The sequence below is a fragment of the Burkholderia sp. Ax-1720 genome (genome assembly GCF_011753035.1).
Taxonomy (GTDB): Bacteria; Pseudomonadota; Gammaproteobacteria; order Burkholderiales; family Burkholderiaceae; genus Burkholderia; species Burkholderia gladioli.
The window spans coordinates 1-25,545 of record NZ_VWWK01000005.1 but is presented as its reverse complement, the minus strand read 5'-3'; the positions used below and the strand labels follow the sequence as shown (position 1 = coordinate 25,545).

At 71.1% G+C, this 25,545-nt stretch carries 15 protein-coding genes; 7 read left to right on the top strand and 8 right to left on the bottom strand.

Annotated elements, in window-relative coordinates:
• Nucleotides 1-18 precede the first annotated feature (18 nt).
• A complete protein-coding gene (locus tag F3J18_RS02840) occupies nt 19-1,467 on the bottom strand; it encodes a TIGR01777 family oxidoreductase (protein WP_166911248.1) in 1,449 nt (482 codons plus the stop codon).
• Nucleotides 1,464-2,375 (bottom strand): DUF393 domain-containing protein, encoded by a 912-nt coding sequence (locus F3J18_RS02835; protein WP_025101309.1) that lies wholly within the window; start codon nt 2,373-2,375, stop codon nt 1,464-1,466. The genes F3J18_RS02840 and F3J18_RS02835 overlap by 4 nt, the downstream gene beginning before the upstream one ends.
• Before the next feature lie 495 nt (nt 2,376-2,870).
• Between F3J18_RS02835 and soxC the strand changes: the two genes are divergently transcribed.
• On the top strand, nt 2,871-4,178 hold the full coding sequence (gene soxC, locus F3J18_RS02830) for a sulfite dehydrogenase (RefSeq protein WP_240156349.1): 1,308 nt from the start codon (nt 2,871-2,873) through the stop codon (nt 4,176-4,178).
• Nucleotides 4,171-4,788, top strand: coding sequence for a cytochrome c (locus F3J18_RS02825; protein WP_166911246.1), 618 nt, complete (start codon nt 4,171-4,173; stop codon nt 4,786-4,788). Before soxC ends, F3J18_RS02825 begins: the two co-directional genes overlap by 8 nt.
• Before the next feature lie 24 nt (nt 4,789-4,812).
• Here the strand turns inward: F3J18_RS02825 and F3J18_RS02820 are convergent, their stop codons facing one another.
• On the bottom strand, nt 4,813-6,141 hold the full coding sequence (locus tag F3J18_RS02820) for a leucine-rich repeat-containing protein kinase family protein (RefSeq protein WP_166911244.1): 1,329 nt from the start codon (nt 6,139-6,141) through the stop codon (nt 4,813-4,815).
• A gap of 350 nt (nt 6,142-6,491) precedes the next feature.
• On the opposite strand from F3J18_RS02820, the gene tkt reads away from it, so the two are divergent.
• Nucleotides 6,492-8,564 carry a transketolase gene (gene tkt / locus F3J18_RS02815; protein WP_166911242.1) on the top strand — a complete coding sequence of 691 codons (2,073 nt, stop codon included), beginning with the start codon at nt 6,492-6,494 and terminating at the stop codon, nt 8,562-8,564.
• A gap of 9 nt (nt 8,565-8,573) precedes the next feature.
• On the opposite strand, the gene F3J18_RS02810 is transcribed toward tkt, so the two are convergent.
• The 3 genes from F3J18_RS02810 to F3J18_RS02800 are packed head-to-tail and all read right to left on the bottom strand — an operon-like array spanning nt 8,574 to nt 10,860.
• A complete protein-coding gene (locus tag F3J18_RS02810) occupies nt 8,574-9,290 on the bottom strand; it encodes an amino acid ABC transporter permease (protein WP_025101734.1) in 717 nt (238 codons plus the stop codon).
• Complete coding sequence (locus F3J18_RS02805) at nt 9,290-10,021, bottom strand: amino acid ABC transporter permease (RefSeq protein WP_166911240.1); 732 nt, start codon at nt 10,019-10,021, stop codon at nt 9,290-9,292. Before F3J18_RS02805 ends, F3J18_RS02810 begins: the two co-directional genes overlap by 1 nt.
• A gap of 29 nt (nt 10,022-10,050) precedes the next feature.
• Nucleotides 10,051-10,860, bottom strand: coding sequence for an ABC transporter substrate-binding protein (locus F3J18_RS02800; protein ID WP_166911341.1), 810 nt, complete (start codon nt 10,858-10,860; stop codon nt 10,051-10,053).
• 322 nt (nt 10,861-11,182) lie between these two features.
• Between F3J18_RS02800 and F3J18_RS02795 the strand changes: the two genes are divergently transcribed.
• Genes F3J18_RS02795 through F3J18_RS02780 form a run of 4 tightly spaced genes read left to right on the top strand, consistent with a single transcriptional unit; the run spans nt 11,183 to nt 16,220 of the window.
• Nucleotides 11,183-11,482, top strand: coding sequence for a hypothetical protein (locus F3J18_RS02795; RefSeq protein WP_013690405.1), 300 nt, complete (start codon nt 11,183-11,185; stop codon nt 11,480-11,482).
• A complete protein-coding gene (gene mdtN, locus F3J18_RS02790; protein WP_025101730.1) occupies nt 11,479-12,528 on the top strand; it encodes a multidrug transporter subunit MdtN in 1,050 nt (349 codons plus the stop codon). The genes F3J18_RS02795 and mdtN overlap by 4 nt, the downstream gene beginning before the upstream one ends.
• On the top strand, nt 12,509-14,674 hold the full coding sequence (locus tag F3J18_RS02785; RefSeq protein WP_166911238.1) for an FUSC family protein: 2,166 nt from the start codon (nt 12,509-12,511) through the stop codon (nt 14,672-14,674). Before mdtN ends, F3J18_RS02785 begins: the two co-directional genes overlap by 20 nt.
• Complete coding sequence (locus F3J18_RS02780) at nt 14,661-16,220, top strand: TolC family protein (RefSeq protein WP_025101728.1); 1,560 nt, start codon at nt 14,661-14,663, stop codon at nt 16,218-16,220. The genes F3J18_RS02785 and F3J18_RS02780 overlap by 14 nt, the downstream gene beginning before the upstream one ends.
• Nucleotides 16,221-16,275: 55 nt before the next feature.
• Here the strand turns inward: F3J18_RS02780 and F3J18_RS02775 are convergent, their stop codons facing one another.
• Together F3J18_RS02775 and F3J18_RS02770 are read right to left on the bottom strand one after the other, a co-directional pair.
• Nucleotides 16,276-17,550: a tetracycline resistance MFS efflux pump gene (locus F3J18_RS02775; protein ID WP_029951477.1), complete on the bottom strand. Its 1,275-nt coding sequence runs from the start codon at nt 17,548-17,550 to the stop codon at nt 16,276-16,278.
• A 97-nt stretch (nt 17,551-17,647) separates the two neighbouring features.
• Complete coding sequence (locus F3J18_RS02770; RefSeq protein ID WP_345892515.1) at nt 17,648-25,531, bottom strand: amino acid adenylation domain-containing protein; 7,884 nt, start codon at nt 25,529-25,531, stop codon at nt 17,648-17,650.
• Nucleotides 25,532-25,545: the final 14 nt, after the last annotated feature.

The following is a 25,545-nucleotide window of genomic DNA, read 5'->3' as shown; positions in this document are numbered from 1 at the left end:
CGGCCAGCCGGCCCGGCATCAGCGCTCGACGAGATCGCGCAGCGCCGCCTCCAGGCCGGCGAAACGGAACACGAAACCCTCGCGCTGCAGGCGCGCCGGCACGACGTGCTGGCCGTCGAGCAGCAGCTCCGCCATCTCGCCCGCCGCCCGACGCAGCGGCGCCGCCGGCAGCCGGAACCACGCCGGCCGTCGCAGCACCCGCCCCGCCGTGCGCGCGAATTCCGCCTGGCTCGGCGCCTCGGGCGCCACGGCGTTGTAGACGCCGTGCATCGCCTCACGATGCATCGCTTCGGCGACCAGGCGCAGCACGTCGTCGCGATGGATCCAGCTCATCACCTGCCGGCCATCGCCGAGGCGCCCGCCCAGGCCGACGCGATAGGGCAGCAGCATCGGCGGCAAGGCGCCGCCCGGCCCGAACACCAGCCCCAGCCGCAGCACCACCTTGCGGATCGGCCAGGCATCGAGCGGCGCGGCGGCGGCTTCCCAGCGCCGGCACAGCTCCGACATGAAGCCGCTGCCGGGCCGGCTGCTCTCGTCCAGCCGTTCCTCGGGCGCGCGCACGCCGTAGTAACCGATCGCCGAAGCCTGGATCCACAGCGCCGGCCGATGCGCGGCGCCCTCCACCCAGCGCAGCAGCGCCTCGGTCACGCCCACCCGGCTGGCCAGCAGCGTCGCCTGCCGTTTCGCGCTCCAGCGCGGCCCGAGCACCGGCGCGCCGGCCAGGTTGATCACCACATCAAAATGTTCGTGCGCATGCAACTGATCGAACGCCGTCACGCAGCGCACGCGCCCGCCGAACTGATAGGCGGCACGCAAGGGCGAGCGCGCCAGCAGCGTGACGCGGTGGCCGGCATCGAGCAATTGCCCGACCAGCGCCTCGCCGATGAAGCCGGTGCCGCCGGTCACCAGCACGCTGCGATGCGCCTGCCCCGCGAACGGATTGGCGGACGCCGCGCGCCGCCCCATGCGCCAGGCGGCCAGCCCGTCGCGCAGGCCCGAGACGGCCACGCCGAGCGCGAACAGGCTCAGCAGCCAGCCGCGCCATCCCAGCTCGAGCCGCATCAGCGCCGTGGGCAAGGACGCCCAGTGCCACAGCTGCATCGCATAGAGCCCGAACACGGCGCCGCCGTTGATCGCGAGCAGCGTGTGCAGCACGCGCTCGGTGGCGGGCAGCTTGCGGCTGCCGTCCTCCACCACGAAGTCCCACAAGGTCAGCAGCACCTCGACCAGCACCAGCGCGGCGATCGCCAGCGTCCAGGCGCCGAGGAAGGCCAGGTGCGCGATCGACGCGAAGACCAGGCCATACAGCAGCGCGCGCACGGCATGGATCGCCAGCTCCAGGCGCGCCTTGGGGCGATGCGCGAGATCCTCGGTGAATTCATGGTGGTAGAGCGTATCGAAGCCGCCCATCAAGCCCTGCACGATCAGCAGGCTGACGGCCCAGTCGAGCGCGGGCACGGTGTTCATGCGCGGTCCTCCTTCCAGAGCCATAGCAGCGGCGGCACCATCAGCAGCAGCGCCGCCGCGTCCGCCACGAGATGCGAGCCGACCCGCGCCTGCCAGGAGATCAGCATGTCCTGCGGCGCCCAGAGCAGCAGCCCGGCCAGCAGCCAGCCCCAGGCCGCGCGCTGCCGCAGCCGGTTGCCGAGATGGACCAGCGCCAGCATCCAGACGCCCGCGCATTGCACGGTGGCGCCGAACAGGGCCAGCCACCATTGCTGCTGCAGGCGCGCCTCGGCCGGCGCGGCGCCCGGCCAGAAATGCGCTTCGATGCCCTGTTGATAGCCGTCGAGCAGCGAGCTGCCGGCCAGCCAGGGCAGCAGCGCGCCGACGAGCAGATGCGCGATCGCGGCGGCGTACATCCAGGTCACGACCCAATCGCGTTTCGAGCGCTGCGGGCCCCGATCCGCGGCAGCCGGCGCCGCACCGGAAGCCTCGCCGGCAGGCGCCTCGTTCTTCAGGAAGGGATTGCCGTGGAGCGCGCAACTGCCGTTGTCGCAGGCGGGCTGCAGGCGATAGCCGAGGCGGCGGGAGACGGCGTGTCGATGACGCGCCAGCACGCGATACAACCCCGCGAATACGTCGCGCAGCCCCGGCACGCGCAAGGGCCAGGCACGCCAGCCGCGCCCGACCAGCGTATAGGCGGCCAGCATGCAATCGATTCCCACCAGCACGCGCCCGTCGGCCGTGCGGCTGTGCATCTCGCGGTTCATTGCGCCCAGCTCCATGCCCAGCGGCGCGGGATCGAAGCCGGGCGCGGCGATATCCACGAAGCCCAGCCGGCGATGCGCGTCCCAGCCCCGAAGACGCTGCATCTGGTCGACGCAGATCGGACAGCTTCCATCGAAGTACAGCACCAGCGCGGCGGGCGTCATGACCAGGATTCCTTTTCGACAGGCACCTCGATACGGGGTATCCAGCCGAGGTGCGAAGCGGTGGACACGAGCCGAATATTCTCATATTTCTGTAACGACAGAAATATGAGAATCAACAGAAATTTCTGTTGCGTTGCGCACTCGCCCCGTCCGCGCTTTCATTTCCCTGTCGCCCGGCTCGCGCGTCACGACCTCGCAGGCACATTCGCTGCTGATCCGCTTCGCATGCGGATCGCCTCGCCCGCCATATCCAGCAAGACATATCGCCGGTTTCGGGCCGTCGCCGCGAGCTTCGCGCGCCGGCATGCGATGCCGCCCCCTGCCATCCCGCCGGCATCGAACCCCAAGCGGTTTGCATAGCGCGATTCCTCGTTTGCGGCGCATCGGCGCGTCGATAACAATCGAGCGCGGCATGCATCGATGCCCGCCACCGCCCTGCGATCCGCAAGGCACACAACACCGAACCCGCCCCACGCCGCCCCGGAGACGCCCTACATGCCAGACCCGAACGCCTCATCGAACGGCGCGCTCGATTCACCCGAGCGCCGCGGCGCCATGCGCCGGCTCGCCATGGGCACGGCCGGCGCCATGACGGCCACCCTGCTACCCGGCGTGGCGCGCGCCGCCGGCGACGGCACGGCCGTCACGCCGGTGCCCGCCACCGCGCCGCTGGAGGTCGCGCCCTGGACCCGCGAGCCGGGCGCGCCGCTGCTCACGCCGCCTTATGGCCTGCCGAGCCAACACGAAGCCGACGTGATCCGCCGCAGCGCGCGGCCGGCCGCGATGCCGGGCTCCGGCTCGTCGATGACGCCGCTGGCCGAGCTGCACGGCACGCTCACGCCGAACGGCCTCGTCTACGAGCGCCATCACGCGGGCGTGCCCGCCATCGATCCCGACCAGCATCGCCTGGCCGTGCACGGCCTGGTGCGCGAGCCGCGGCTCTACACGCTGGACGACCTGCTGCGCTTTCCCTCCGAGACGCGCATCCACTTCCTCGAATGCTCGGGCAATACGCGCAGCGAATGGAACGGCCCGAGCGGCCAGCCGGTGCAGTTCACGCACGGGCTGCTGTCCTGCTGCGAATGGACCGGCGTGCCGCTGGCCACCCTGCTCGACCAATCCGGCATCGATCCCTCGGCGCACTGGCTGCTGGCCGAAGGCGCCGACGGCGCGGCCATGACGCGCAGCCTTCCGCTCGACCGCATCCTCGATCGCGCGCTGGTGGTGTATGCGCAGAACGGCGAACGGCTGCGGCCGGAGAACGGCTATCCCTTGCGGCTGATCGTGCCCGGCTTCGAGGGCAATACCAACATCAAGTGGCTGCGGCGCCTGAAGCTGATCGCGGCGCCCGAGATGACGCGCGAGGAAACCTCGAAGTACACCAACCTGCTGGCCAACGGCTGCGCGCGCCAGTTCGTGTTCGAGATGGATGCGAAATCGGTGATCACGCGCCCCTCGGCCGGGCATCGCCTGGGCGCGCGCGGTTATTACGCCGTCAGCGGTTATGCCTGGTCGGGGCGCGGCCGGATTCGTCGCGTGGAGGTGTCGACCGACGGCGGCCGCCAATGGCGCGAGGCGCGGCTCACGGGCGCCGTGCACGATCGCGCGCTGACGCGCTTCGAGGCCGACTGGAACTGGGACGGCGCTCCCGCCGACCTGCAGAGCCGCGCGATCGACGAGACCGGTTACGTGCAGCCGACGCGCGAGGCGCTGGTGGCCGTGCGCGGCCTGAATTCGGAGTACCACTACAACGGCATCCAGAACTGGCATGTCGATGCGAGCGGCGAGGTGCGCAATGCCTGAACACCAAGGAGCAAGCCGGCCCGGCGTGTCGATCCGGATCCTGCTGGCCGCGCTGGCGGCCGTGGCGCTGGGCTCGGCCTGCACCGGCAGCGGCGGCGGCGGCGGCGGGACCGGGCCGGCAGCCCTGACGGCGACCACGCCCGCGCATCAATACAATCTGGGCCAGCCCGTGACCGAAGCCGCCTTGTCGGCCTGGAACATCGATATCGGGCCCGACGGCCAGGGCCTGCCGCCCGGCTCGGGCAGCGTCGCGCACGGCGGCCAAATCTACCAGCAGAAATGCGCGATGTGCCACGGCGCGAAGGGCGAAGGCGGCATCGGCGATCCGCTGGTGGGCGGCATCGGCAGCCTGGCGAGCCAGAAGCCGAAGAAGACGGTCGGCAGCTACTGGCCCTACGCGACCACGCTGTTCGACTACATCCGCCGCGCCATGCCCTACAACGCGCCCGGCTCGCTGAGCGCCGACGAGGTGTATGCGCTCAGCGCCTACCTGCTCAACCGCAACGGCATCGTGCCGGACGGCACCACGCTCGACGCGACCACGCTGCCCCGGGTCAGGATGCCGAATCGCGACGGCTTCGTGCCCGATCCGCGGCCCGGCACGCTGTAGCGGCAAGCCGGGCCTGCCGGCCGCTCATTTCAGGTGCGCGCGCAAGCGTTCGACGATGGACTCGAAGCTCGGGCGGCTGGCCACCTCTGCCCCGAGGCAGGCGGCCGCGAGCGCCGCCAGTTCGTCGAGCGCGGCCGAGCGGCCCGCCTCGGTGCGCTCCAGCAACTCCTCCAGCAGGCAGCCGAAGGCCCGCACCTCGATGCGCTGCAGGGCGAAGCGGCGCGCCTCGTCCTGCGTGTCGTACAGCGAGGCCGCGCCGAAATCGCCGAGCAGCGCATGGCCGGCGCCGTCGTGCAGGATGTTGTGGGCATACAGGTCGCCATGCACGATGCCGCGCCGATGCAGATGCGCGGCCGCCGAGGCGATGCCGTGCGCGATCCGCAGCGTGGTGCCGAGGCTGAAGCGTCGATCCTCGGCATAGACGTCGCGCGTGCAACTGTCGAAGCTCGGTGGTCCCGCCAGGTTCTCGAAGTCGTGCTCGACCAGCGGCATCACCAGCCCCTGCTCCTGCATCGGATGGCCGCCGAGGCGGCCCAGCGCGCCGATCAGGCCGGCATGCGTGCCGGCATGCAGGCAGGCGGCCATCTCGCGGTCCGGCAGGCCGTCGCTGGTCACCGCGCCCTTGAACAGCTTCACCGCCACCGCCTGCTGCGGATGATGATCGGCCGACAGGCGCGTGGCGCGATAGATCACGCCCGAGGCGCCCTCGCCGAGCTTCTGGCCGAGCGCGAGCGTGTGCCAGGCGATCGTGGCCACCGAGCTGTCGGCCATCGCCTCGGCCTCCAGCGCCGCGGCGAACGGGTTGCCCGCATACGCGAGCCAGGCCAGGCGCGGCAGCCGCAGCAGCCACTCGGGCAGGCTCTCGAAGCGGTTGGCCGCCAGCCGCACCAGCTCGAGCCGCGTGCAGGCCGCCATCTCCCCGGGCAGCGCGGCCAGCCGGTTGCCGGCCAGCATCAGCTTCTGCAACTCGGCGCAGCGGCCGATTTCGGGCGGCAGCGTCTCGATCTCGTTGTCGGTCAGGATCAGCCAGCGCAGGCGCGGCGGCAGGGCCGCGCCCGGCACCGAGCGGATCCGGTTGGCCTTGAAGCCGACCATGCTCAGTTGCGCGCACTCGCCGAGCACCGGCGGCAGTTCGGTGAAGGGATTGTTCGAGGCGAACAGCACGCGCAGGCGGCCCAGGCGGGGCAGGTCGTCGGGCAGGCTGGTGAGCGCGTTGCCCGACAGGTCGAGTACCTCGAGCGTGTCGGCCAGCTCGAAGATCTCGCGCGGGAATTCGGTGAGGCCGGCGGCAAGCTTCAACTGCCGGGCGCCGGCGAGCTTGCCGGCTTTCAACTGTTCCACGGTGGTGGTCACGGTCGGGGGCGGCGGGCGCCGCGATAGTGGGGAACGCTTCGATTCTAGCGGCATCGATCGCGGCGCGACAGCGGATCGCAAGGCGGCGCACCGGTTCCAGGCGCCCCGGTTAACCCTGCCGGGTCGAGGCATGGCCCTCGCTCCGGGCACGGGGATTGCCCCTCGCCGAGGGTAGCCGCGCGGCCTCGCCGGGCCCCGCGCCCCGCGATGCCCGTCGCACCGCCCCGGCAGCGGCGTGCCGCGCCGTCGCCGTGCTAGCGTGGGCCGGGTAATTTCTGCATGTCCCGCCCGGCCGCGCGCGGCCTGTCCGCCATCTCCGCCATCCAACGACACCGAACGAGGGCCCTTCGATGACATCCGCACCATCCCCCGCTTCCGGCTCCGCCGCCTCGGCACCGCTGCCCGCGCCGCGCGACCCGCATCTGCGCGAGCTGGCCAACTGCATCCGCTTCCTGTCGATGGACGCGGTCCAGCACGCCAACAGCGGCCATCCCGGCGCGCCGCTCGGCATGGCCGACATCGCCACCGTGCTGTTCCGCGACTTCCTGCGCTTCGACGCGGCCGATCCGCACTGGATCGATCGCGACCGTTTCATCCTCTCGAACGGCCATGCCTCGATGCTGCTCTACAGCCTGCTCTACCTGACCGGCTACCAGGACATGACGATCGAGCAGTTGCAAAACTTCCGCCAGGTCGGCAGCAAGACCGCCGGCCACCCGGAATACCGCCACGCGAACGGCATCGAGCTGACCACCGGGCCACTCGGCCAGGGCATCGCCGAATCGGTCGGCATGGCGCTGGCCGAGCGCATCCTCAACGCGAAGTTCGGCGGCGAGCTGGTCGACCACTACACCTACGTGTTCCTCGGCGACGGCTGCCTGATGGAGGGCATCAGCCAGGAGGCCATCTCGCTGGCCGGCCATCTCAAGCTGGGGCGGCTGATCGCGTTCTGGGACGACAATTCGATCTCGATCGACGGGCCCACCCGGCTGGCCGTCTCCGACCAGGAGATCGAGCGCTTCCGCGCCTCCGGCTGGCGGGTGCTGGAGATCGACGGCCACGACACCGACGCGATCCACGAGGCGATCGCCACCGCGCGCGCCAGCGACGAGCAGCCGACCCTGATCGCCTGCCGCACCATCATCGGCTTCGGCTTGCCGACCCGCGCCGGCACCCAGAAGGCGCACAGCGACGCGCCCGGCGAGGAGGAGATCGCCGGCGCGCGCGAGCGGCTCGGCTGGCATTCGCCGCCGTTCGAGATCCCCGACGCGCTGCTGCGCGAATGGCGCGAGATCGGCGCGCGCGGGCGCGAGGCGCGCATGGCCTGGGCCGAGCGTGTGAAGCAGGCGCCCGATGCGCTGCGCCGCGAGTTCGAGCGCCGCAACGACGGCAAGCTGCCGGCCGATTGGAAACAGGCGATCGCCGAGGCGCGCCGGGCCTTCGTCGACAGCGGCGACGAGATGGCCACCCGCAAGGCCAGCGGCGCCGTGCTCGACCGCCTGTTCGCGGCGATCCCCGAGCTGCTGGGCGGCTCGGCCGACCTCACGCCCTCGAACAACACCAAGACGAAGCAGCAGGTCGAGATCGCCCCGGGCCGCTACGACGGCGCCTATATCCACTACGGCGTGCGCGAGCACGGCATGGCGGCCGCCATGAACGGCATCGCCCTGCACGGCGGGCTGATCCCTTACGGCGGCACCTTCCTGTGCTTCTCCGACTATTGCCGCCCGGCGATCCGCCTGGCCGCGATGATGCGCATCCGCACCATCTTCGTGATGACGCACGACTCGATCGGGCTCGGCGAGGACGGCCCGACCCACCAGCCGGTCGAACACCTGGCCGCGTTGCGCGCGATTCCACAGCTCGGCGTGTATCGCCCCGCCGACGCGGTCGAGACCGCCGAATGCTGGGAACTGATCCTGGAGCAACCGCGCCGCGCGGCCCTGCTCGCGCTGTCGCGCCAATCGCTGCCGCTGCTGCGCCGCGACGCTGCCGGCGAGAACCGTTCGGCGCGCGGCGCCTACGTGCTGCACGAGGCCGAGGGCGGCCCGCGCCGGCTGACCTTGCTGTCGACCGGCTCGGAGCTGCAACTGGCGGTGAAGGCACGCGAGACGCTGCAGGCGCAAGGCGTGCCGACGGCGGTGGTATCGATGCCGTGCCGGCTGCTGTTCGAGGAGCAGGACGCCGCCTACCGCCGCGCGGTGCTCGGCGACTCACCCGCGCGGGTGGCCGTGGAGGCCGCCGTCGAGCTGGGCTGGGAGCGTTACCTGGGCCCCGAGGGCCGCTTCGTCGGCATGCACGACTTCGGCGAATCGGGCAAGTACGAGGCGGTCTATCGCAAGTTCGGCATCACCGCCGAGGCCGTGGTGCAGGCCGCGCGCGAGGTGCTGGAGGCGCTGGACCAACCGGCTGGCGGCCGCTAGGCCCGCCGCTCACACCGCCGGCGCCGTGGCTTCCACCACCTCGCTCACGCTCTTGCGGCGCCGCGCGAACCACGACATCGCCACGCGATCGAGCGCGGTGCAGAGCACCAGGTAGAGGAAGGCCACGAACAGGAACACCGGGATCGGATAGACCATCAGCCGGTTGTTGACCTGGGTGGCGACGAAGGACAGCTCGTTGACGCCGACGATATAGGCCAGCGAGGTGTCCTTCACCAGCGAGACCCACTGGTTGACGAAGGACGGCGCCATGATCCGCACCGCCTGCGGCAGCACCACCTCGCGCAGCGTCTGCCAGCGCGTCAGGCCCAGCGACAGCCCCGCCTGCCATTGCGCGTCGCCGACCGCGACGATCCCCGCGTGCACCGAATGCGCCAGGTAGGCGCCGCCGATCAGCGACAGCGCGCAGACCACCGCCGCCAGCCCCGGCACGTCGACATGGAACAGGATCGGCAGCAGGAAGTAGGTCCAGAAAATCAGCATCAGCACCGGAATCGCGCGGAAGAAGCCGATCACCACCAGCAGCGGCACGCGCGCGGCGCGCCCCGCCATCGCCAGCGCGATGCCGGCGGCGAAACCGAGCAGCCCCGAGGCGATCGCCGAGGCCACCGCCAGCACCAGGGTGAGCGCCGCGCCGCCGAGCGGGCCGTCGGGGAAGGCGCCGACCAGCAGGTAGCGCAGGTTGCCGGCGAACAGCTCCCAGGGCATCATCGGCGCGCTCCCAGGCGGGTATCGCGCAGATGCCGGATGGTGTGCAGCGCGGCCTCCAGCGCCGCGATCGCGAGGATATAGAGCAGCGTGGCCACGCCGAAGGCCTCGAAGGTGCGGAAGCTTTCGGTTTCCACCTGGCGCGAGGCATAGGACAGCTCGGCCAGGCCGATGGCCATGGTCAGCGAGGAATTCTTCACGAGGTTCATGTATTGGCCGAACAGCGGCGGCAAGGCGATGCGCACCGCCTGCGGCAGCACGATATGGCGGAACGCCTGCCAGGGCGTGAGCCCGAGCGCGGCGGCGGCCTGCCATTGGCCCTCGCGCACGCCGGCGATGCCCGAGGCGAACTCGCCGGCCACGAAGGCCGCCGTGTAGCAGCTGAGGCCCAGCCAGCCCGCCAGGAATTCGAACGAAGGCCAGCGCAGCGCGCCCGCCGGCGTCGGCAGGATGTGCTGCGCGTTGAGCCAGGCGATCGCCTCGTCGGGCAGCAGCGTGGCCGCGCCGAAGTACCAGAAGAACAACTGCACCAGCAGCGGCGTGTTGCGAAAGGCGCCGATATGGAGCCGCGCGAGGCCGCGCACGGCGCGCCAGCGCGAACGACCCGCCAGCGCCAGCGCGGCGCCCAGGCAGGTGGACGACAGGCCGGCGGCGAGCGCCAGCCCGAGCGTCACGCCGAACCCCTGCCACAGCCACAGCAGGTATTTCGGCGCGAGGAAGCTATCGATCATCTTGGCTTGCTGCCGTTACGTCGAGAGGCTCAGGTCTTGTCGCCGATCTTGAAGGTGCGCGTGAGCGGCGTCTTGGTAGTCGGCCCGAACCAGCGGTTGTAGATGGTGTTGGCGGTGCCGTTCGCCTCCAGCCCCTTGAGCGTGTCGTTGACGAAGGCCACCAGGCGCGGCTCGCCCTTCGGGATGCCCACGCCCATGTAGTCGTTGGTGATGGTGAACGGCGGAATCTCGTACTTCTGCTTGTCCGGCACGTTGGCGAGCAGGCCCACCAGCTTGGGGCCGTCCTGCGTGATCGCCTGCACGTTGCCGGCGCGCAGCGCGGCGAACGCGAAGGGCGTGTCGTCATAGGCCACCACGGTCGCCTTGGGGAACTGCTCGCGCACCGCGATCTCGTTGGTGGTGCCCTTGTCTGCGCCGATGCGCAGGCCGTCGAGCTGGTCCTTCGACTTCAGCACGCCCTTCTTCGCCAGGAACTGCTGGCCCGAGGAGAAATACGGAATGCTGAAATCGACCTGCTTGGCGCGCTCGTCGGTGATCGTGAAGTTCGCCAGCACCAGGTCGACCTTGCGCGAGGTCAGGAACGGAATGCGGTTGGCGGGGTTGGTCGATTGCAGCTCGAGCTTGACGCCGAGCTTGTCGGCCAAGGCGCGGGCATAGTCGACGTCGAGCCCGACGATATGGTTGCTGGCCGGGTCGACATAACCGAAGGGCGGGTTGCTGTCGAAGGTGGCCACGCGCAGCACGCCGGCCTGCTTGATGTCGTCGAGGCGATCGGCGTGGGCGAGCGAGGGTGCGAGAGCGGCGAAGCCGGTGAGCGTGGCGAGCGTCGCGGCGAGCAGTGTCTTTTTCATCTTGGCGTTCCGTGTGCGGTGGTGATCCCTGCACCGGCATCGATCGTGTCGACCCGGTGGCGCGCCATGTTGACATCGGCCGCCGCGCCAGCGAAACGATGAATTCTCCTGAACAAAGCAGCAAAGCTGCTAAGCGGCGCGGATTCGGAAACACCGGGAAACAACGGCCGGCATCGCGGCCGGCCGCGGCGACTGGCTAGGCCCATCGCGATGATTTATCATCGGGCCCATATCGCGGGCCGGCCTTGTCGAAGCGACCGCCCGCCTCGCGCCGCGCCCGGCCCCCTCCCATCGTCGAGCCCGTCACATCATGAGAAAAACCATGCCGCGCGGGCCCCTGCGCAGCGCCGCCGTCCTCGCGCCCGCCCTATCCCTGCCCCTGGCCGGCTGCGCCTCGCGCGGCGCCCCCGCCTACGAACTGTTCGGCGCCTACTTCCCGCTCTGGCTGCTCAGCGCCGTGCTCGGCGTGATCGCCGCGATCGTCGCGCATCGCGTGTTCGTCGCCACCGGCTGGGCCGCCACCGTGCCCTACCAGCTCGCCGTGTGCAGCGCGCTCGGGCTGGTGGTGGCGGTGATCGTCTGGCTGGCCGGCACGGGGCCCTTCGCATGAAGGCCGCCGGCGTCGCCCGCCCCTCCGCGAAGGGCCGCCTGATCGCGCTGGCGATCGTCGTGCTCGGCATCGCCGCGCTGGCCTATGCCTGGCATCGCACCACCGCCTATCCCTCCACCGACGACGCCTCGATCGACGCCGACGTGGTGCACGTGGCCTCGCCGGTGGGCGGGCGCATCGTGCGGCTCGCGGTGCACGAGAACCAGCGCGTCGCCAAGGGCGCGCTGCTCTACCAGATCGATCCCGTGCCCTATCGCCTGACGGTGGCCCAGGCCCAGGCCGACCTCGAACTCGCGCAAGCCTCGCTGGCCACGCGCCGCCGCTCGCTGATCGGCGAGCGCGCCAACGCGACGGTCGCCGCCGAGCAGGTCAAGCGCGCCACGCAGAACCACGATCTCGCCACGCGCGACGTGGACCGGCTCGCGCCGCTGGCCGCGCAGGCCTATGTCAGCGCCCAGCAGTTCGACCAGGCCAAGGTCCGCCAGCGCGACGCGGCCGTGTCGCTGGCGCAGGCGCGCGAGCAGCAGCGCGCCTCGGCGCAGACCATCGGCGACGAGGCCGACGCGATCGCCACCCTGCACGCGCGCGAGGCCGCGCTGGCCCGCGCGCAACACGCGCTCGACGACACGGTGGTGCGCGCCCCGCACGACGGGCTGGTGACGGGCCTGTCGGTGCTGGAGGGCGAAACCCTGGCGCCGAACCAGTCGATCTTCACGCTGATCGATGCGAGCGAGTGGTTCGCGGTCGGCAACTTCCGCGAGACCTCGCTGAACCGCATCGCGGTGGGCGACTGCGCCACCGTCTACTCGATGATCGACCGCGGCCGCGCGATGACGGGCAAGGTGGTCGGCATCGGCGCCGGCATCGCCGACAGCGATCGCATCAACCTGCCGCGCTCGCTGCCGATCGTGCAGCGCTCGGTGAACTGGGTGCATGTGGCGCAGCGCTTCCCGGTGCGCGTCAGGCTCGACGAACCCGATGCGCGGCTGGTGCGCGTGGGCGCCAGCGCGATCGTCGAGGTCCGGCATGGCTCGGCCTGCCGCTGAGATCCGCGCGCCGGGCCCGCGCGAGCTGCTGCGCCTGCTCGCGCCGTTCCCGGGCCGCGCCGCGATGGCCTGGCGGATCGCCCTGATCTGCGCCGTCACGGTGCTGGTGGCCAGCGTCTACGGCACGCCCGAGGCGGCGCTGTCCGCCTACGTGGTGTTCTTCCTGAACCGCGCCGACCGCGTCACCAGCAGCCTGCTGGCCGTCGCGCTGATGCTGATCGTGAGCATCGTGATCGCGCTGGTGCTCGGCGTGGCGATCCTCAGCATCGACTACGCGATCCTGCGGGTGGCCTGCATGGTGGTGCTCTCGGTCGGGCTGCTCTACCTCACCTCGGCCAGCAAGCTGCGCCCGGTCGGCGCGATCCTGGCGATGATCGTCGGCTTCGGGCTCGACGAGCTCGGCCTCGCGCCGTTCGGCGAGGCCGCCACGCGCGCGCTGCTGTATGTCTGGCTGATGGTCGCGATTCCGGTGGGCGTGTCGATCGTGGTCAACCTGCTGGTGGCGCCCTCGCCGCGCCGGCTCATGCTCGGCCAGCTCGCCCGGCGGCTGCGGCTGGCCGCGCGGCGGCTGCAGGGCGACGAGGCCGCCCGCGACGGCTTCGACGCCGCCCTGCGCGAGGGCGACAAGCCCTTGCTCACCTGGCTCAAGCTGTCGAAGCTGGAAGGCTCGACCTCCGCGGCCGACGTCGGCCCGCTCCGGCAGGCGATCGCGTCGAGCACCGCGCTGCTGGTGACGGTCGCGCTGGCCGATCGCGAGCCCGAGGCGCGCTTGCCCGACGAGCTTCGCGCGAGCCTCGCCGCCACGCTCGACGAGATGGCCGCCATCCTCGAACGAGGCGGCTACCCGGTGGAGGTGAGGCTCGCGCCGCCGCCGGCCGAGGCGCTGCCGCCGCTCGCGCGCGCCGTGGCGACGGAGCTGCACGCGGTAATCACGCACTTCGCGGAGCCTGCCGCGCAAGCCTCGCCGCCGCCCGCCGCCGAAACCGCGCCGCCGCCGAAGCCGGGCGGCGGCTTCTTCCTGCCCGACGCGCGCAGCAACCCGGACCACGTCCGCTACGCGCTGAAGACCACCGCCGCCGCGATGTTCTGCTACCTGCTCTACTCGCAGCTCGACTGGTCCGGCATCCACACCTGCTTCATCACCTGCTACATGGTCTCGCTCGGCTCCACCGCCGAGACCGTCGAGAAGCTCACGCTGCGGATCGCCGGCTGCCTGGTCGGCGCGCTGTTGGGCACCGCCGCGCTGGTGTTCGTGGTGCCGGCGCTGTCCTCGATCGAGCAACTGCTGGCGCTGGTGCTGGTGGGCGCCTGGCTGTCGGCCTGGGTTGCGTTCGGCTCGCCGCGCATCGCCTACGCCGGCTTCCAGGTGGCCTTCGCCTTCTTCCTGTGCGTGATCCAGGGCGCCGGCCCCGGCTTCGACCTGACGCTCGCGCGCGATCGCACGATCGGCATCCTGATCGGCAACCTCGTGGTCTACCTGGTGTTCACGCGAATCTGGCCGGTCAGCATCGGCAAGCAGATCGACGTGGCCCTGGCCGCGCTGCTCGGCCAATGGCGGCGCCTGGCGACGGTGGCGCAGCCGGCCGAGCGGCGCGTGCTGGCCGCCGAGGCCTTCGCGCGACACGGCGCGATCGCCCAGGAGCTCGGCCTGATTCACTACGAACCGTCCTGGGTGCGGCCGGCCGCGGGCTGGCTGAGCAGCCGGCGGCGCGCGCTGGCCGAGCTCGGCGCGCTGGAGGCGCCGCTGTTCCTGCTCGCCGAGCGCGAGCCCGGCGATGCGGCGATCGGCGCGCGGCTCGCGCGCGTGACCGAATTGAACGACGGCGGGCTGGGCGATGGCGGGCTGAAAAACAGCAAGCTGGACGACAGCGGGCTGAACAAAGGCAAGCTGAACAACGACGAGTTGAACGACGGCACGCTGGATGGCGGCGAGCTAAACAACGACAAGCCGAACGACGACAACGCCCCCGCCGCCAGCGCCTCGGCAACGCCTTCCGTCACCACCGCCGCCCCGCATCCCGAGGCAGGCACCGCCGCCACCCCGCGCGATGCCTTGCTGAACCTGATCGACGCGCGGCTGGCCCGGATCGCCGAGGCCGCCCGTCAAGCCGGACCGAAGGAGCCCGCCCCTCATGCGTCGACCTGAATCGACGGTCGCCCCCATCGCCACCGCCCTCACCGCCGCCCTGGCCGCCAGCCTGGCGCTGGCCGGCTGCGCGACCTCCTCGATCGAGCTGGCGCCGGAAGCGCCCGACCGGCCCTGGACGGCGCCCACCTCGGCACAGGGCGAGATCGTCTCGTCGCCGGCACGCGCCGCCGCCCAGGGCGCCGCGCGCGACTACACGCTGCCGGCCACGCCCGCGCTGGCCTCGGTGGCGCCGCCCGCGGCGCTCGACGCCGCGCATCCCTACACGCTGCCCGAGTTGATCGACCTGGCCGAATCGAGCAACCCGCTGACGCGCATCGCCTGGAACGACGCGCGCAACGCGGCGCTGGCGGTCGGCATCGCCAAGGCGGCCTACCTGCCGCAACTGTCGGCCACGGCGATGGGCGCCTACCAGACCAGCCACGGCTCGACCTCGACCCTGCTCGGCGACGCCTCCAGCGACAACACCGCGCACGGCACCATCTCGGCGCTCTCGCTGCAATGGCTGCTGTTCGACTTCGGCGGGCGCGCGGCGCGCGTGGAGGTGGCCGAGCAGGCCTCGATCGCCTCGAACGTGGCCTTCACGGCGGTGCACCAGCAGGTGATCCACGACGTGAGCGTCGCCTATTACCGCTACGACGCCGCGCGCTCGCGGGCCCGCAGCGCGCGGCAGGGGCTGGCCAACGCCGACGCGATCCTGGCGGCGGCCCGCGCGCGGCTCAAGCACGGCGTGGGCACCGTGGTCGAGGTGGCGCAGGCGACGCAGAATCGCGCCCAGGCCAATCTCGCGCTGGTGCAGGCGCAAGGCAGCGAAAGCGACAGCTACCTCGCGCTGGTATCGGCGCTCGGCATCTCGCCGCTGTCGAAGCCGCTGATCGCCGAGCTGCCCGAGCGGCCGCTGCCGGCCACGCTGGGCGCCTCGGTGGACGCGATCGTCGCCGACGCGATCGCGCGCCGTCCCGACCTGCAGGGCGCCTATGCGATGGAGAAGGCCAATCGCGCGAAGATCCGCGCCGCCGAAGCGGCCTTCATGCCGAAGGTGTTCCTGTCGGCCTCCACGTCCTATGCGAGCGGCCATACCGCGATCTCGGCGCTGCCGGCGATCGGCGACCAGTCGCCGACCGTCAACCTGAACGGCAGCCGCTACGGCAGCGGCGTGTTCCTCGGCGTGACGATTCCGCTGTACGACGGCGGCCTGCGCTCGGCCGTGCTGATGCAGGCGCGCAACGACGCGCAAAGCGCCTCGGCACGGCTCACGCGCACCCAGGATGAAGCGGTGCGCCAGGTGGTGGTGGCGCAGAACGCCGTGCAGACCAGCCTCGCCTCGCACGAGGCGGCGCAGGCGCTGGTCGAGGCCGCGCAAACCAGCTACGACGCGGCGCTGACCGCCTACCGCAGCGGCGTGGGCTCGATCACCGACGCCACGCTAGCCCAGAGCCAGTTGCTCGCGGCGCGCAATGCCGAGGTGGACAGTTACGCCGGCGCGCGCTCGGCGGCCGCGGCGCTCGCGCTGGCGACGGGGACCATCGGCTCGTCGTCGCCGTGAAGCCGGCATGAAGTCGCCGTGAAGCCGGCTTGATATCGACGAGGAATCGCGCGAGCTAGCGCGCCACCGCTTCCGCGGCCTGCGCCGTTTCCTCCGCGACCGGCCGCGCGACGCGCCAGCCCAGCAGCAAGGCACCCGCCATCAGCAGCGCCGCGATGTAGTAGGCGAAACCCGGCATCGGCCGCGCCAGTTGCGTACCGATCGACCAGGAGAAGGCCGCGCCGTAGACCAGCGGCCCGAGGATCGCCGCGAGCCCCGAGAAGGCCTGCAGGGATCCCTGCAACTGCCCCTGCTCCAGTTCCCCGACGCGCCGTGTCATGAGCCCCTGCAAGGCCGGCATGAACAGGTTGAACAGCACGTAGACGGGCATGATCGCCAGGTAGGCGATGCCCGTGGCCGCCAGCCCGAAGCAGGCGTAGCCGATCACGCCGCCGGCGGCGCCCAGCAGCAGCGCGCCGCGCTCGCCGACGCGCGCCACGATCGGGCCCACCAGGCCGACCTGCACCAGGGTGCCGAGCGCGCCGCTCAACATCATCACCAGGCCGATCTGCGCCGGGCTCCAGCCATAGCGATAGCCGCCGTAGAGCACGAAGATGGTCGGCGCCACCATCCAGGCCAGCGGGAACAGGAAGGCCAGCAGCGCGAGCCCGAACAGGTCGCCGCGCGAGCGCAGCCAGGCGAAGGACGCGAAGGGGTTGAGGCGGCGCCAGTCGAAGCGGGCCGCGCGCGCTTCGGGCGCCAGCGATTCGGGCAGCGCCTTGAGCCCGTAGAGGAAGTTCAGCGTCGCCAGCACGCCGGACAGGTAACAGGGCAGCCGCAGGTCGATGCCGGCCAGCAGGCCGCCGAGCACCGGCCCGGCCAGGAAGCCGAAGCTGACCGCCGCGCCGATCCGCCCGAAGGCGCGCGCCCGGCCCTCGGGCGGCGTCACGTCGGCCACGTAGGCATTGGCCGTCACCAGGCTGGAGGCGGTCACCCCGCTCAGCACGCGGCCCACGAACAGCCAGGCCAGGTTCGGCGCGAGCGCCATCGCGAACGCGTCGAGGGCGAAGCCGAACAGCGAGACCAGCAGCACCGGCCGGCGCCCGATGCGGTCCGACAAGGCGCCGAAGGCCGGCCCGCAGACCAGTTGCATCGCCCCCCAGGCCATCGCGAACAGGCTGCTCCACTCGCTGGCCTGGGCGGTGTCGCCGCCCGTCATCAGCTTGATCAGGTTCGGCAGCACCGGCAGCACGATGCCGAAGGACAGCGAGTTCATCAGCGCGGTGGCCAGCAGGAAGCCGAACGCCGCGCGCGAATCGCGGCGAGCCGGGCTCGGGGACGTCAAGCCCATCGTCCCTCCCTCGCGACACGTCCCGGCCCGCCGCCGGCTGCCGGGCGCGAGCCCGCAGCTCCCCGCGCGCTACCCTCTCTCGTCGTCATGCTTGCGCTCATTCCCGTTCCTCGCCGTGCAATGCCGGCCGCCGCGCCAGGGCCGCGCCGATCGCCCGGCCCAGCTTGTCGGCATGCAGCTTGATGATGGTTTCGTGATTGCCCGGCACGCTCACCAGCTCGATGTCGGCGCGCTCGACCAGCGCCTCCCAGCCCAGCGCCTCGGGCAAGGCGGCATGCCCCTCCAGCGGCGTGATGGCGGCATCGGCGGCGGCGAACACATGCATCGCCACCGGCACGCGCCTGGGCCGCCAACTGCTCATGGCCCTGCCGTGCGCCACCAGGCGCTCCAGGAACAGCCGGTTCTCCCGCGCCGTCTCGTAGGACAGGTGCCAGAGCGGCCGGCCCGCCTCGCGGCGCGCCTCGATCGCCTGCACCATGGTCTCGATCAGCGCCGCGATATCGCCGGCATGCTCGAAGTCGATCGTATCCGCATCGAAGTCGCTGAAGTTGTTGATCGCGAATGAATGTAGCGCGACCCGCGCGATCTGCTCCCGGTCGATGGCGGGCCCCTCGGGCGGCAGCGTGGTGTCGAACACACCGAGGAACTCGATCTCCTCGCCCTGCCCGATCAGTTGCGCGGCGATCTCGTAGGCGATCAGGCCGCCGAAGGACCAGCCCGCCACGCGATACGGCCCGCGCGGCTGGATCGAGCGCATCAGCCCGACGAAACGCGCGGCGATCGTATCCAGCGTGTCCGGCTGCGGCTGGCCGAGCGCCAGCGGCGGCAGGCCCACCACCGGGATCGACGCATCGATATGGGCGGCAAGGTGCTCGAAATACCAGGAATAACCCTGCAGCGTGTGGGTCAGGAACAAGGGCCGCTCGCTGCCCGAGGCGTGGAAGCTCACGAATTCGGCACCGCTGTCGGCATCGTTCGACTGGCGGCCCGCGAATTCGCTGGGCGCGGCCCGCGCCGTCTCGATCCAGGCCGCCAGCCTGGCCACCGTGCGCGTATCGAAGATGCTGCGCACCGACAGCTTCACGCCGGTCTGCTCGCTCGCGCGCGCCGCCACCTGCGCCGCCATCAGCGAATGGCCGCCGATCGCGAAGAAGTTGTCGTGGCGGCCGACCCGCCAGACTTCCAGTGCCTCGCCCCAGATGCCCGCCAGCATGCGCTCCAGCTCGCCGACCGGCGCCTCGTAGGCTTGGCCGGCCTCGCTGGCCGCGCCGGGATCGATGGCGCGCAGCGCGAGCCGGTCGAGCTTGCCGTTGGGCAAGGCCGGCAGCGCCTCCAGCGCCACGAAGCGGCTCGGCACCATCTGCGCCGGCAGGCGCTCCGACAACCAGGCGTGCAGCGTGTTCGCGTCGGGCCGCGCGCCGCGCGCCGGCACGTAGAAGGCCACCAACTGCAGCTCGCCCGCCTCGTCGCCGGGCGCCGCGCGGCCGATCGCGGCGGCGGCCGCGAGGTCCGGATGCGCGCCGAGTTCCAGCTCGACGGCCGGCAGCTCGACACGCTGGCCGCGCACCTTGATCTGGAAATCCTCGCGGCCCAGGTGCAGCAGTTGGCCGTCGGCCAGCCACTGGCCGATATCGCCGGTGCGCAGCAGCCAGGCGCCGGACGGATGGCGCAGGAAACGCTCGGCCGTCAGGTCCGGACGGTTCCAGTAGCCGGGGCCGACCGAGGCCCCTTCCACGTAGATCGCGCCCACCGCGCCGACCGGCACCGGCGCCAGCGCCGCGTCGAGCAGGTGCACGCGGCAGTTGGCGATCGGCCGCCCGGCCGGCATCACCGCCTGCTGCGCGACCAGCCCCTGGTCCTCGCCGTAGGTGATGTCGTTCAGCTCGCTGCAACCGTAGTTGTTGTGCAGCCTCGCCCGCGGCAGCAAGGCCGCGAAGCGCATCGCCAGGCGCCGGCTCAGGGGCTCGCCGGCCGTGGTGACGTGGCGCAGCGCGCCGAGCCGGTCGGCATGGTCGAGCAGCACCGCTAGGTGCGAGGGCACCAGGTTCAGGCGTGTCACGCCGTGCTGTTGCAGGGCCGCCGCGAAGGCCGGCGCGTCCTTGACCAGCGCATCGGGGAAGATCACCTGGGGCACGCCGGCCAGCAGGCCCGACAACATCTCCTTGATCGAAGGCACGAAGGACATCGAGGTCTTCTGCCCGACCACCTCGTCGGCGGCGAACGGCGTGCGCGCCCACAGGGCCTGCAGGCAGTTCAGCACCTGCCGATGCTCGACCATCACGCCCTTGGGCTGGCCGGTCGAGCCCGAGGTGTAGGCGATGTAGGCCAGGTCGTCGGGGCGCGTCGCGACGGCCGGCGGTAGCGCGCCGGCTTCCGTCTCCAGGTCCTCCGGCACGTCGAGCCGCAGCACCGCCAGCCCGGTATCGGCGAACGACGGCGCCAGCGCCGCGCTGGTGACGATCGCCGCCGGCATCGCGTCGTCGAGCGTGCGCCGGACATAGGCGGCCGGATAACCGGGGTCGATCGGCACATAGGTGGTGCCGAGCCGGAACGAGGCCAGGATCGCCGCGACGAAATCGATCGAGCGCGGCGCGTGCAGCGCGATCCGCATGCCGGCCTCGATGCCGCGCCGATGCAGCGCGCCCGCGATGCGATCGGCCAGCCGGTCGAGCTCGGCGAAGCTGGCGGTGCGCCCCTCGAAACGACAGGCCGGTGCATCGGGATGCAGGGCCACGCGGCGCGCGAACAGTTCGTTGATGCTGGTCGCCTCGAACTCGCGGGCCGTCTGGTTCGAACCCGCCAGCAGCGCGCGTTCGATCGGCAGCGGCTCGCGCAGCGCCGCCAGCGACGCGCCCGGCAGCTCGACCATGCGCTCCAGCAGCGCCTGCAGCGTGCCCAGCATGAAGCCGATCTGGGTGGCATCGAAGCGCAGGCTGTCGTAGTTCGCGACCAGCTCGAGCCCGTCGGCGTCGCCGAAGATCTCCAGATCGAGATCCGACTGGGCCGGCCGGCTCAGCGCCTCGGGGTCGGCGATGCTGTCGAGCGGCGCCAGCACCAGGCCGCCGCCCCAGTCGTCGGCCTGGATCGACGGCACGTTCTGGTGACGCAGCATCACCGGCACGGGCGAGCGCCCGTCGGGCTGGCGCATCGCGGGCACCGCGGCCAGCATGTGCTCGAACGGCAGCGCCTGGTGATCGAGCGCATCGAGCACCAGCCGGCCCGCCCGCGCCAGCAGCGCGGCCAGGTCCGGTACGCCCGACAGGTCCAGGCGCAGCGGCAGGATGTTGATGAAGAAGCCGATCATCGGTTCGAGCAGCGCGTCGTCGCGGCCCGCCGTGGTGGTGCCGATGCAGATGTCCTCGCGGCCGCCCTGGCGATGATGCAGCACGCCGAGCGCGACCAGGAACACCGTAAACAGGCTCACGCCGTGCTGTCGGCCCAGGCGCGCGAGCTGCGCGGCCAGCGCCGGCGGCAGACTGCGCCGCACGATGCCGGCCGGCCCATGAGCCGCCTCGGCCGGCGTGCCGGGCACGCTCAGGTCCACCGGCGCGCCGTAACCCTCCAGCATCGAGCGCCAGTAGGCCAGTTGCGGTTGCAGGTCCTGCTCGCGCTGCCTGCAGGCGTAGTCGCCATATTGCGCGGCCAGCGGCGGCAGCGCCGCGAACGGCCCCGGCGCGCCGGCCAGCGCATCGCGATGCGCGACGTAGAGGCCACGCAGGTCCTGCACGAACACGCCGAGCGACCAGCCGTCCGAGACGATGTGGTGCATCACGATCGACACCACATGCCGTTGCGGCGCGAGCCGCATCACGCGCACGTCGAGCAGCGGGCCGCCGCGCAGGTCGAATTCGATGCTGGCGTGGCGGTCGAGCGCGCCGAGCAGGCCAGCGGGCGCGAGCTCGTCCAGCGGCAGCGCGACCGCATACGGCGCCTCGACGAACTGCGAAGGCAGGTCGCTGCCCGGCGCGATGTCGAAACGCGTGCGCAGCGTCTCGTGACGCGCGACCAGCGCATCGAAGGCGGCCTGCAGCGACGGCATGGCCAAGGGGCCATCCAGCACCAGCACCGCCGTCATGTTGTAGGCGCGGCCGCCGTCGCGCTGCTGGATCAGCCAGAGCCGCTCCTGCACGTAGGACAGCGGGAACGGCCGGCCGGCGGCGCGGCGCGCGGCAGCGGCGCTCGCCTCGAAACGCGCTGGGCGCGCGGGACCGCCGGCCTTGCCTGCCGTCGTCGCGGGCCAGGCCGCGCTCTCGATGCGCGCGGTGAAGGCCGCCAGGCTCGGCGCGGCGAACAGGGCCTTGAGCGAGGCGGCATCGCCGAAGCGATGGCGCAAGCGGCCCGTCACGCGCACCGCCAGCAGCGAGTGGCCGCCGAGTTCGAAGAAATCGTCATGACGGCCGACCCGCTCCACGCCCAGCAGCTCCGCCCACACGGCGGCCACGGCGGTTTCCGCCTCGCCGACCGGCGCCTCGTAGTCGCGTCGCGCGAAGGCGGTCGCATCGGGCGCCGGCAAGGCACGGCGGTCGAGCTTGCCGTTGGCCGTCAGCGGCAGTTGCGGCAGCGCCACGTAGGCGGCCGGCACCATGTACTCCGGCAGGCTCCGGCGCAGATGGACGCGCACCGCCTCGACATCGCAAGCGACATCGGTGTGATAGACCACCAGCCGCTTCTCGCCCGGCACGTCCTCGCGCGCGATCACGATCGCGTCGCGCAGGCCGTACTCGCCGAGCTTGGCCTCGATCTCGCCCGGCTCGACGCGGAAGCCGCGGATCTTGACCTGCATGTCGTTGCGGCCCAGGTACTCGATATTGCCGTCGGGCAGATGGCGCGCCAGATCGCCGGTCCGGTACAGGCGTGCCGCGGGCGAGGCCGAGAACGGGTCGCGCACGAAACGCTCGGCCGTCAGCGCCTCGCGATTCAGGTAGCCGAGCGCCACGCCCTGGCCGCCGACATGCAACTCGCCCGGCACGCCGGTCGGCGCCAGTTGGCCATGCGCGTCGAGCAGGTAGACGCGCGTGTTCGAGATCGGCCGGCCGATCGGCAGGCGCTCCATCGGCTCGGCATCGGCGCGCAACGTGTAGGTGGTGGCGAAGGTGGTCGACTCGGTCGGGCCGTAGCAATGAATCAGGTGCTGCGGCGGGCTGTTGCGCATGATCCGCTGCACCGCGCGCACGTCCGCGGCGTCGCCGCCGGTGAGCAGGTAGCGCAGCGTCGGGAACACCGGCGCGAGCGCGTCCGCGTAGGAACTGAGCAGCCCTGCCACCAGGTGCAGGACGTTGACGCGCTCGGCCCGCAGCAGCTCGGCCAGGCGCGGCGCGGCCAGCAGCTCGTCGTGCGGCACCACCACCAGGCAGGCGCCGTGCAGCAGCGCCGCCCAGACTTCCATGGTGCTGGCGTCGAAGGCCGGGTTCGAGGTGAAGGCGATTCGATCGCTGTGAATGAAATCGGCGTAGCCGTTGTTCAGCACCAGCCGCGCGATGCCGCGATGCGGCACCACCACGCCCTTGGGCTGCCCCGTCGAACCCGAGGTATACATGATGTAGGCCGGGAGGTCGCCGCCCGGGTGAGGATGAGACGGCAGCGGCCGCGCCTCGTCGTCGGGCTGCGCGAGCACCGCGTCGATATCGATGCGCCCTGCCTGCGTGCCTTCCGGCAAGGCCAGGCCGCCGAGCGTCAGCACGAGATGCGCGGCGCAATCCGCCAGCATGAAGGCCTGCCGTTCGACCGGCGCGTTACGGTCGAGCGGCACGTAGAGCGCGCCGCATTTGAGGATCGCCAGTTGCGCGACGATCAGCTCGATCGAACGATCGAGCAGGATCGCCACGCGTTCGCCGGGTTCCACGCCCTCGGAGGCCAGCCGCCGCGCGAGGCGCGTAGCCAGGCTGTCGAGCGTCGCGTAATCGAGCGAACGCGCGCCGTCCACGATCGCCGTGGCATGCGGCGTACTCGCCGCCTGCGCTTCGAACAGCAGGTGGACCGGCGTATCGAACGGACACGGCGTTTCGGTCCGATTCCACTCCTCGAGCAAGCGGCGGCGCTCCGCGTCCGGGAGCAGATCGCAGCGGCTGTGATCGGCCTGGGCGTCGCCGGCGATCGCCGTCAGCGCCGCCATGTAATAGGCCAGGATGCGCTCGCCCTGCCGTGCCGACAGCCGCGACGGATCGAGCTTCATGTCGATCGTCAGGCCATCGACGGTATCGGCGAAGCTCACCGCCATCGCGAAGTTGGTGGCCTCGAAACCCTGCCCGCCGCGCGCCTCGAAGCCGGCTGCCTGCTCCAGCGACTCGTAGACGTGGAAGTTCACGTAGTTGAACGCCACTTCGTAGAGCGCCTGCCGGTCGTTCTCGAGTTGCAGCTGGAAATACGGGTAATGACGATGGCGGATCACCTTCAGCTCGGTGCCGAAGGTCTGTCGGATCAGCTCGGCCCAGCTCATCGGCGCCAGCGTCTGGCGCAGCGGCAGCGTGTTGAGGAACAGGCCGAGCACCTTCTCGCCGTCGGCCTGCTCCTGGCGCACGTTCGACACCAGGCCCGTGGTCACGTCGAGCTTGCCCGCCAGCATCGAGAGCACGCGCAGATGCGCCGCCAGCAATACGCTGCGTACCGGCACGCCCAGGCTGTTGGCGACCGAACCGAGTCGCGCGCGAACCGAATCGTCGAGCCGCGCGGTGAAGGCGCGTTGCACGGCGTTCGCTTCGAGCGGCGCGTCGGGCGCCGGCAAGGCGCTGAAGGCGTGGCCGTCGAGGAACTCGCGCCAGAAGCCGCGATGGGCTTCCGAGGCCAGTGCTCCGCGCTCGGCCTCCACCGCCGAGCGCGGCGTGCGCGCCAGCGGCGGTGCTGTCAGGCTCGTTTCATCGCCGCTCAATACGGCGAGATAGGACTGGAACAGCTCTGTGTTCAGCGACGCGACACTCCAGCCGTCCAGGATCGCGTGATGGAAGCTCAGCGTGTATTGAATCTCCTGCTCGCCGCGGACGTGGATGAACACGCGCAGCAGCGGCGCTTTGTCGAGCGAAACCGCTGCCCGGCGCTCTGCCTCCATGAATTCCGCCAGCAGTTGCTCCTGCCGCGCTTCGTCGTGCATCGAGATGTCGATCACCGTCAGCGGGACCTGCGCTTCGGCATGCACCAGTTGCAACGGCTCCTCGAAATGTTCGAGATCGAACGCGGTGCGCAGCACAGGGTGCCGGCGCGTCATCGCATCGAGTACGCGACGCAGCGTGGTTTCATCCCAAGCCGGCACGCCGAAGCGATAGCTGAACACGTCGTGATACAACGACGCATCCTCGCTGGCCTGCTCGTTGTGATACACCATGCCCAGTTGCAGGGCCGTCAACGGATAGGCGTCTTCCACGTCAGCCGGCAGGCGCGCCGAGTCGTGTTCGCTCAGGCTCAGGTCGAACGTCTGCGGCAGCACGCTGATATCGGACAGCGTCAGCGCCTGGGCCAGGTTCGCGATGGTCTGGTGGGTGAAAAGGTCCACCAAGGCGAATTCGAGACCCTGTGCGCGCGCTTTCGACAACAGGGAAACGGCGCGAATCGAATCGCCGCCAGCCGTGAAGAAACCTTCGTGGATGCTGATGCGGTCCAGGCGCAACACCTGCGCCCAGATGGCGGCCAGCCGCTCCTCGATCGGCGTGCGCGGGGCCACGTAGTCGAGTTCGGCGACCGACTGTGAAGGATGCGGTAGCGCCTTGCGGTCGATCTTGCCGTTTGTCGTCAGCGGGAAGTGGTCGAGTGAGACATAGGCGGCCGGCAACATGAAGTCCGGCAGGCTGCGCGACAGCGCCGTGCGCAGTTGCGCGGCGTCCTGGGCGGGATGCTCGGCGGCAAACACCAGATAGGCCACCAGGCGCTTCTCGCCCGGTTCGTCCTCGCGCGCCATCACCAGCGATTCGCGAACGCCCGGCAAGGCTGCCAGCGCCGCCTCGATCTCTCCCAACTCCATCCGGAAGCCGCGAATCTTCACCTGTGTATCGATACGGCCCAGGTATT

Coding starts and splice junctions, on each gene's coding strand:
- F3J18_RS02775 (WP_029951477.1), bottom strand. CDS start 17,550: ATGGGCTTGACGTCCCCGAGCCCGGCTCGCCGCGATTCGCGCGCGGCG.
- F3J18_RS02785 (WP_166911238.1), top strand. CDS start 12,509: ATGGCTCGGCCTGCCGCTGAGATCCGCGCGCCGGGCCCGCGCGAGCTG.
- F3J18_RS02835 (WP_025101309.1), bottom strand. CDS start 2,375: ATGACGCCCGCCGCGCTGGTGCTGTACTTCGATGGAAGCTGTCCGATC.
- F3J18_RS02840 (WP_166911248.1), bottom strand. CDS start 1,467: ATGAACACCGTGCCCGCGCTCGACTGGGCCGTCAGCCTGCTGATCGTG.
- F3J18_RS02780 (WP_025101728.1), top strand. CDS start 14,661: ATGCGTCGACCTGAATCGACGGTCGCCCCCATCGCCACCGCCCTCACC.
- F3J18_RS02795 (WP_013690405.1), top strand. CDS start 11,183: ATGAGAAAAACCATGCCGCGCGGGCCCCTGCGCAGCGCCGCCGTCCTC.
- tkt (WP_166911242.1), top strand. CDS start 6,492: ATGACATCCGCACCATCCCCCGCTTCCGGCTCCGCCGCCTCGGCACCG.
- F3J18_RS02805 (WP_166911240.1), bottom strand. CDS start 10,021: ATGATCGATAGCTTCCTCGCGCCGAAATACCTGCTGTGGCTGTGGCAG.
- mdtN (WP_025101730.1), top strand. CDS start 11,479: ATGAAGGCCGCCGGCGTCGCCCGCCCCTCCGCGAAGGGCCGCCTGATC.
- soxC (WP_240156349.1), top strand. CDS start 2,871: ATGCCAGACCCGAACGCCTCATCGAACGGCGCGCTCGATTCACCCGAG.
- F3J18_RS02810 (WP_025101734.1), bottom strand. CDS start 9,290: ATGCCCTGGGAGCTGTTCGCCGGCAACCTGCGCTACCTGCTGGTCGGC.
- F3J18_RS02825 (WP_166911246.1), top strand. CDS start 4,171: ATGCCTGAACACCAAGGAGCAAGCCGGCCCGGCGTGTCGATCCGGATC.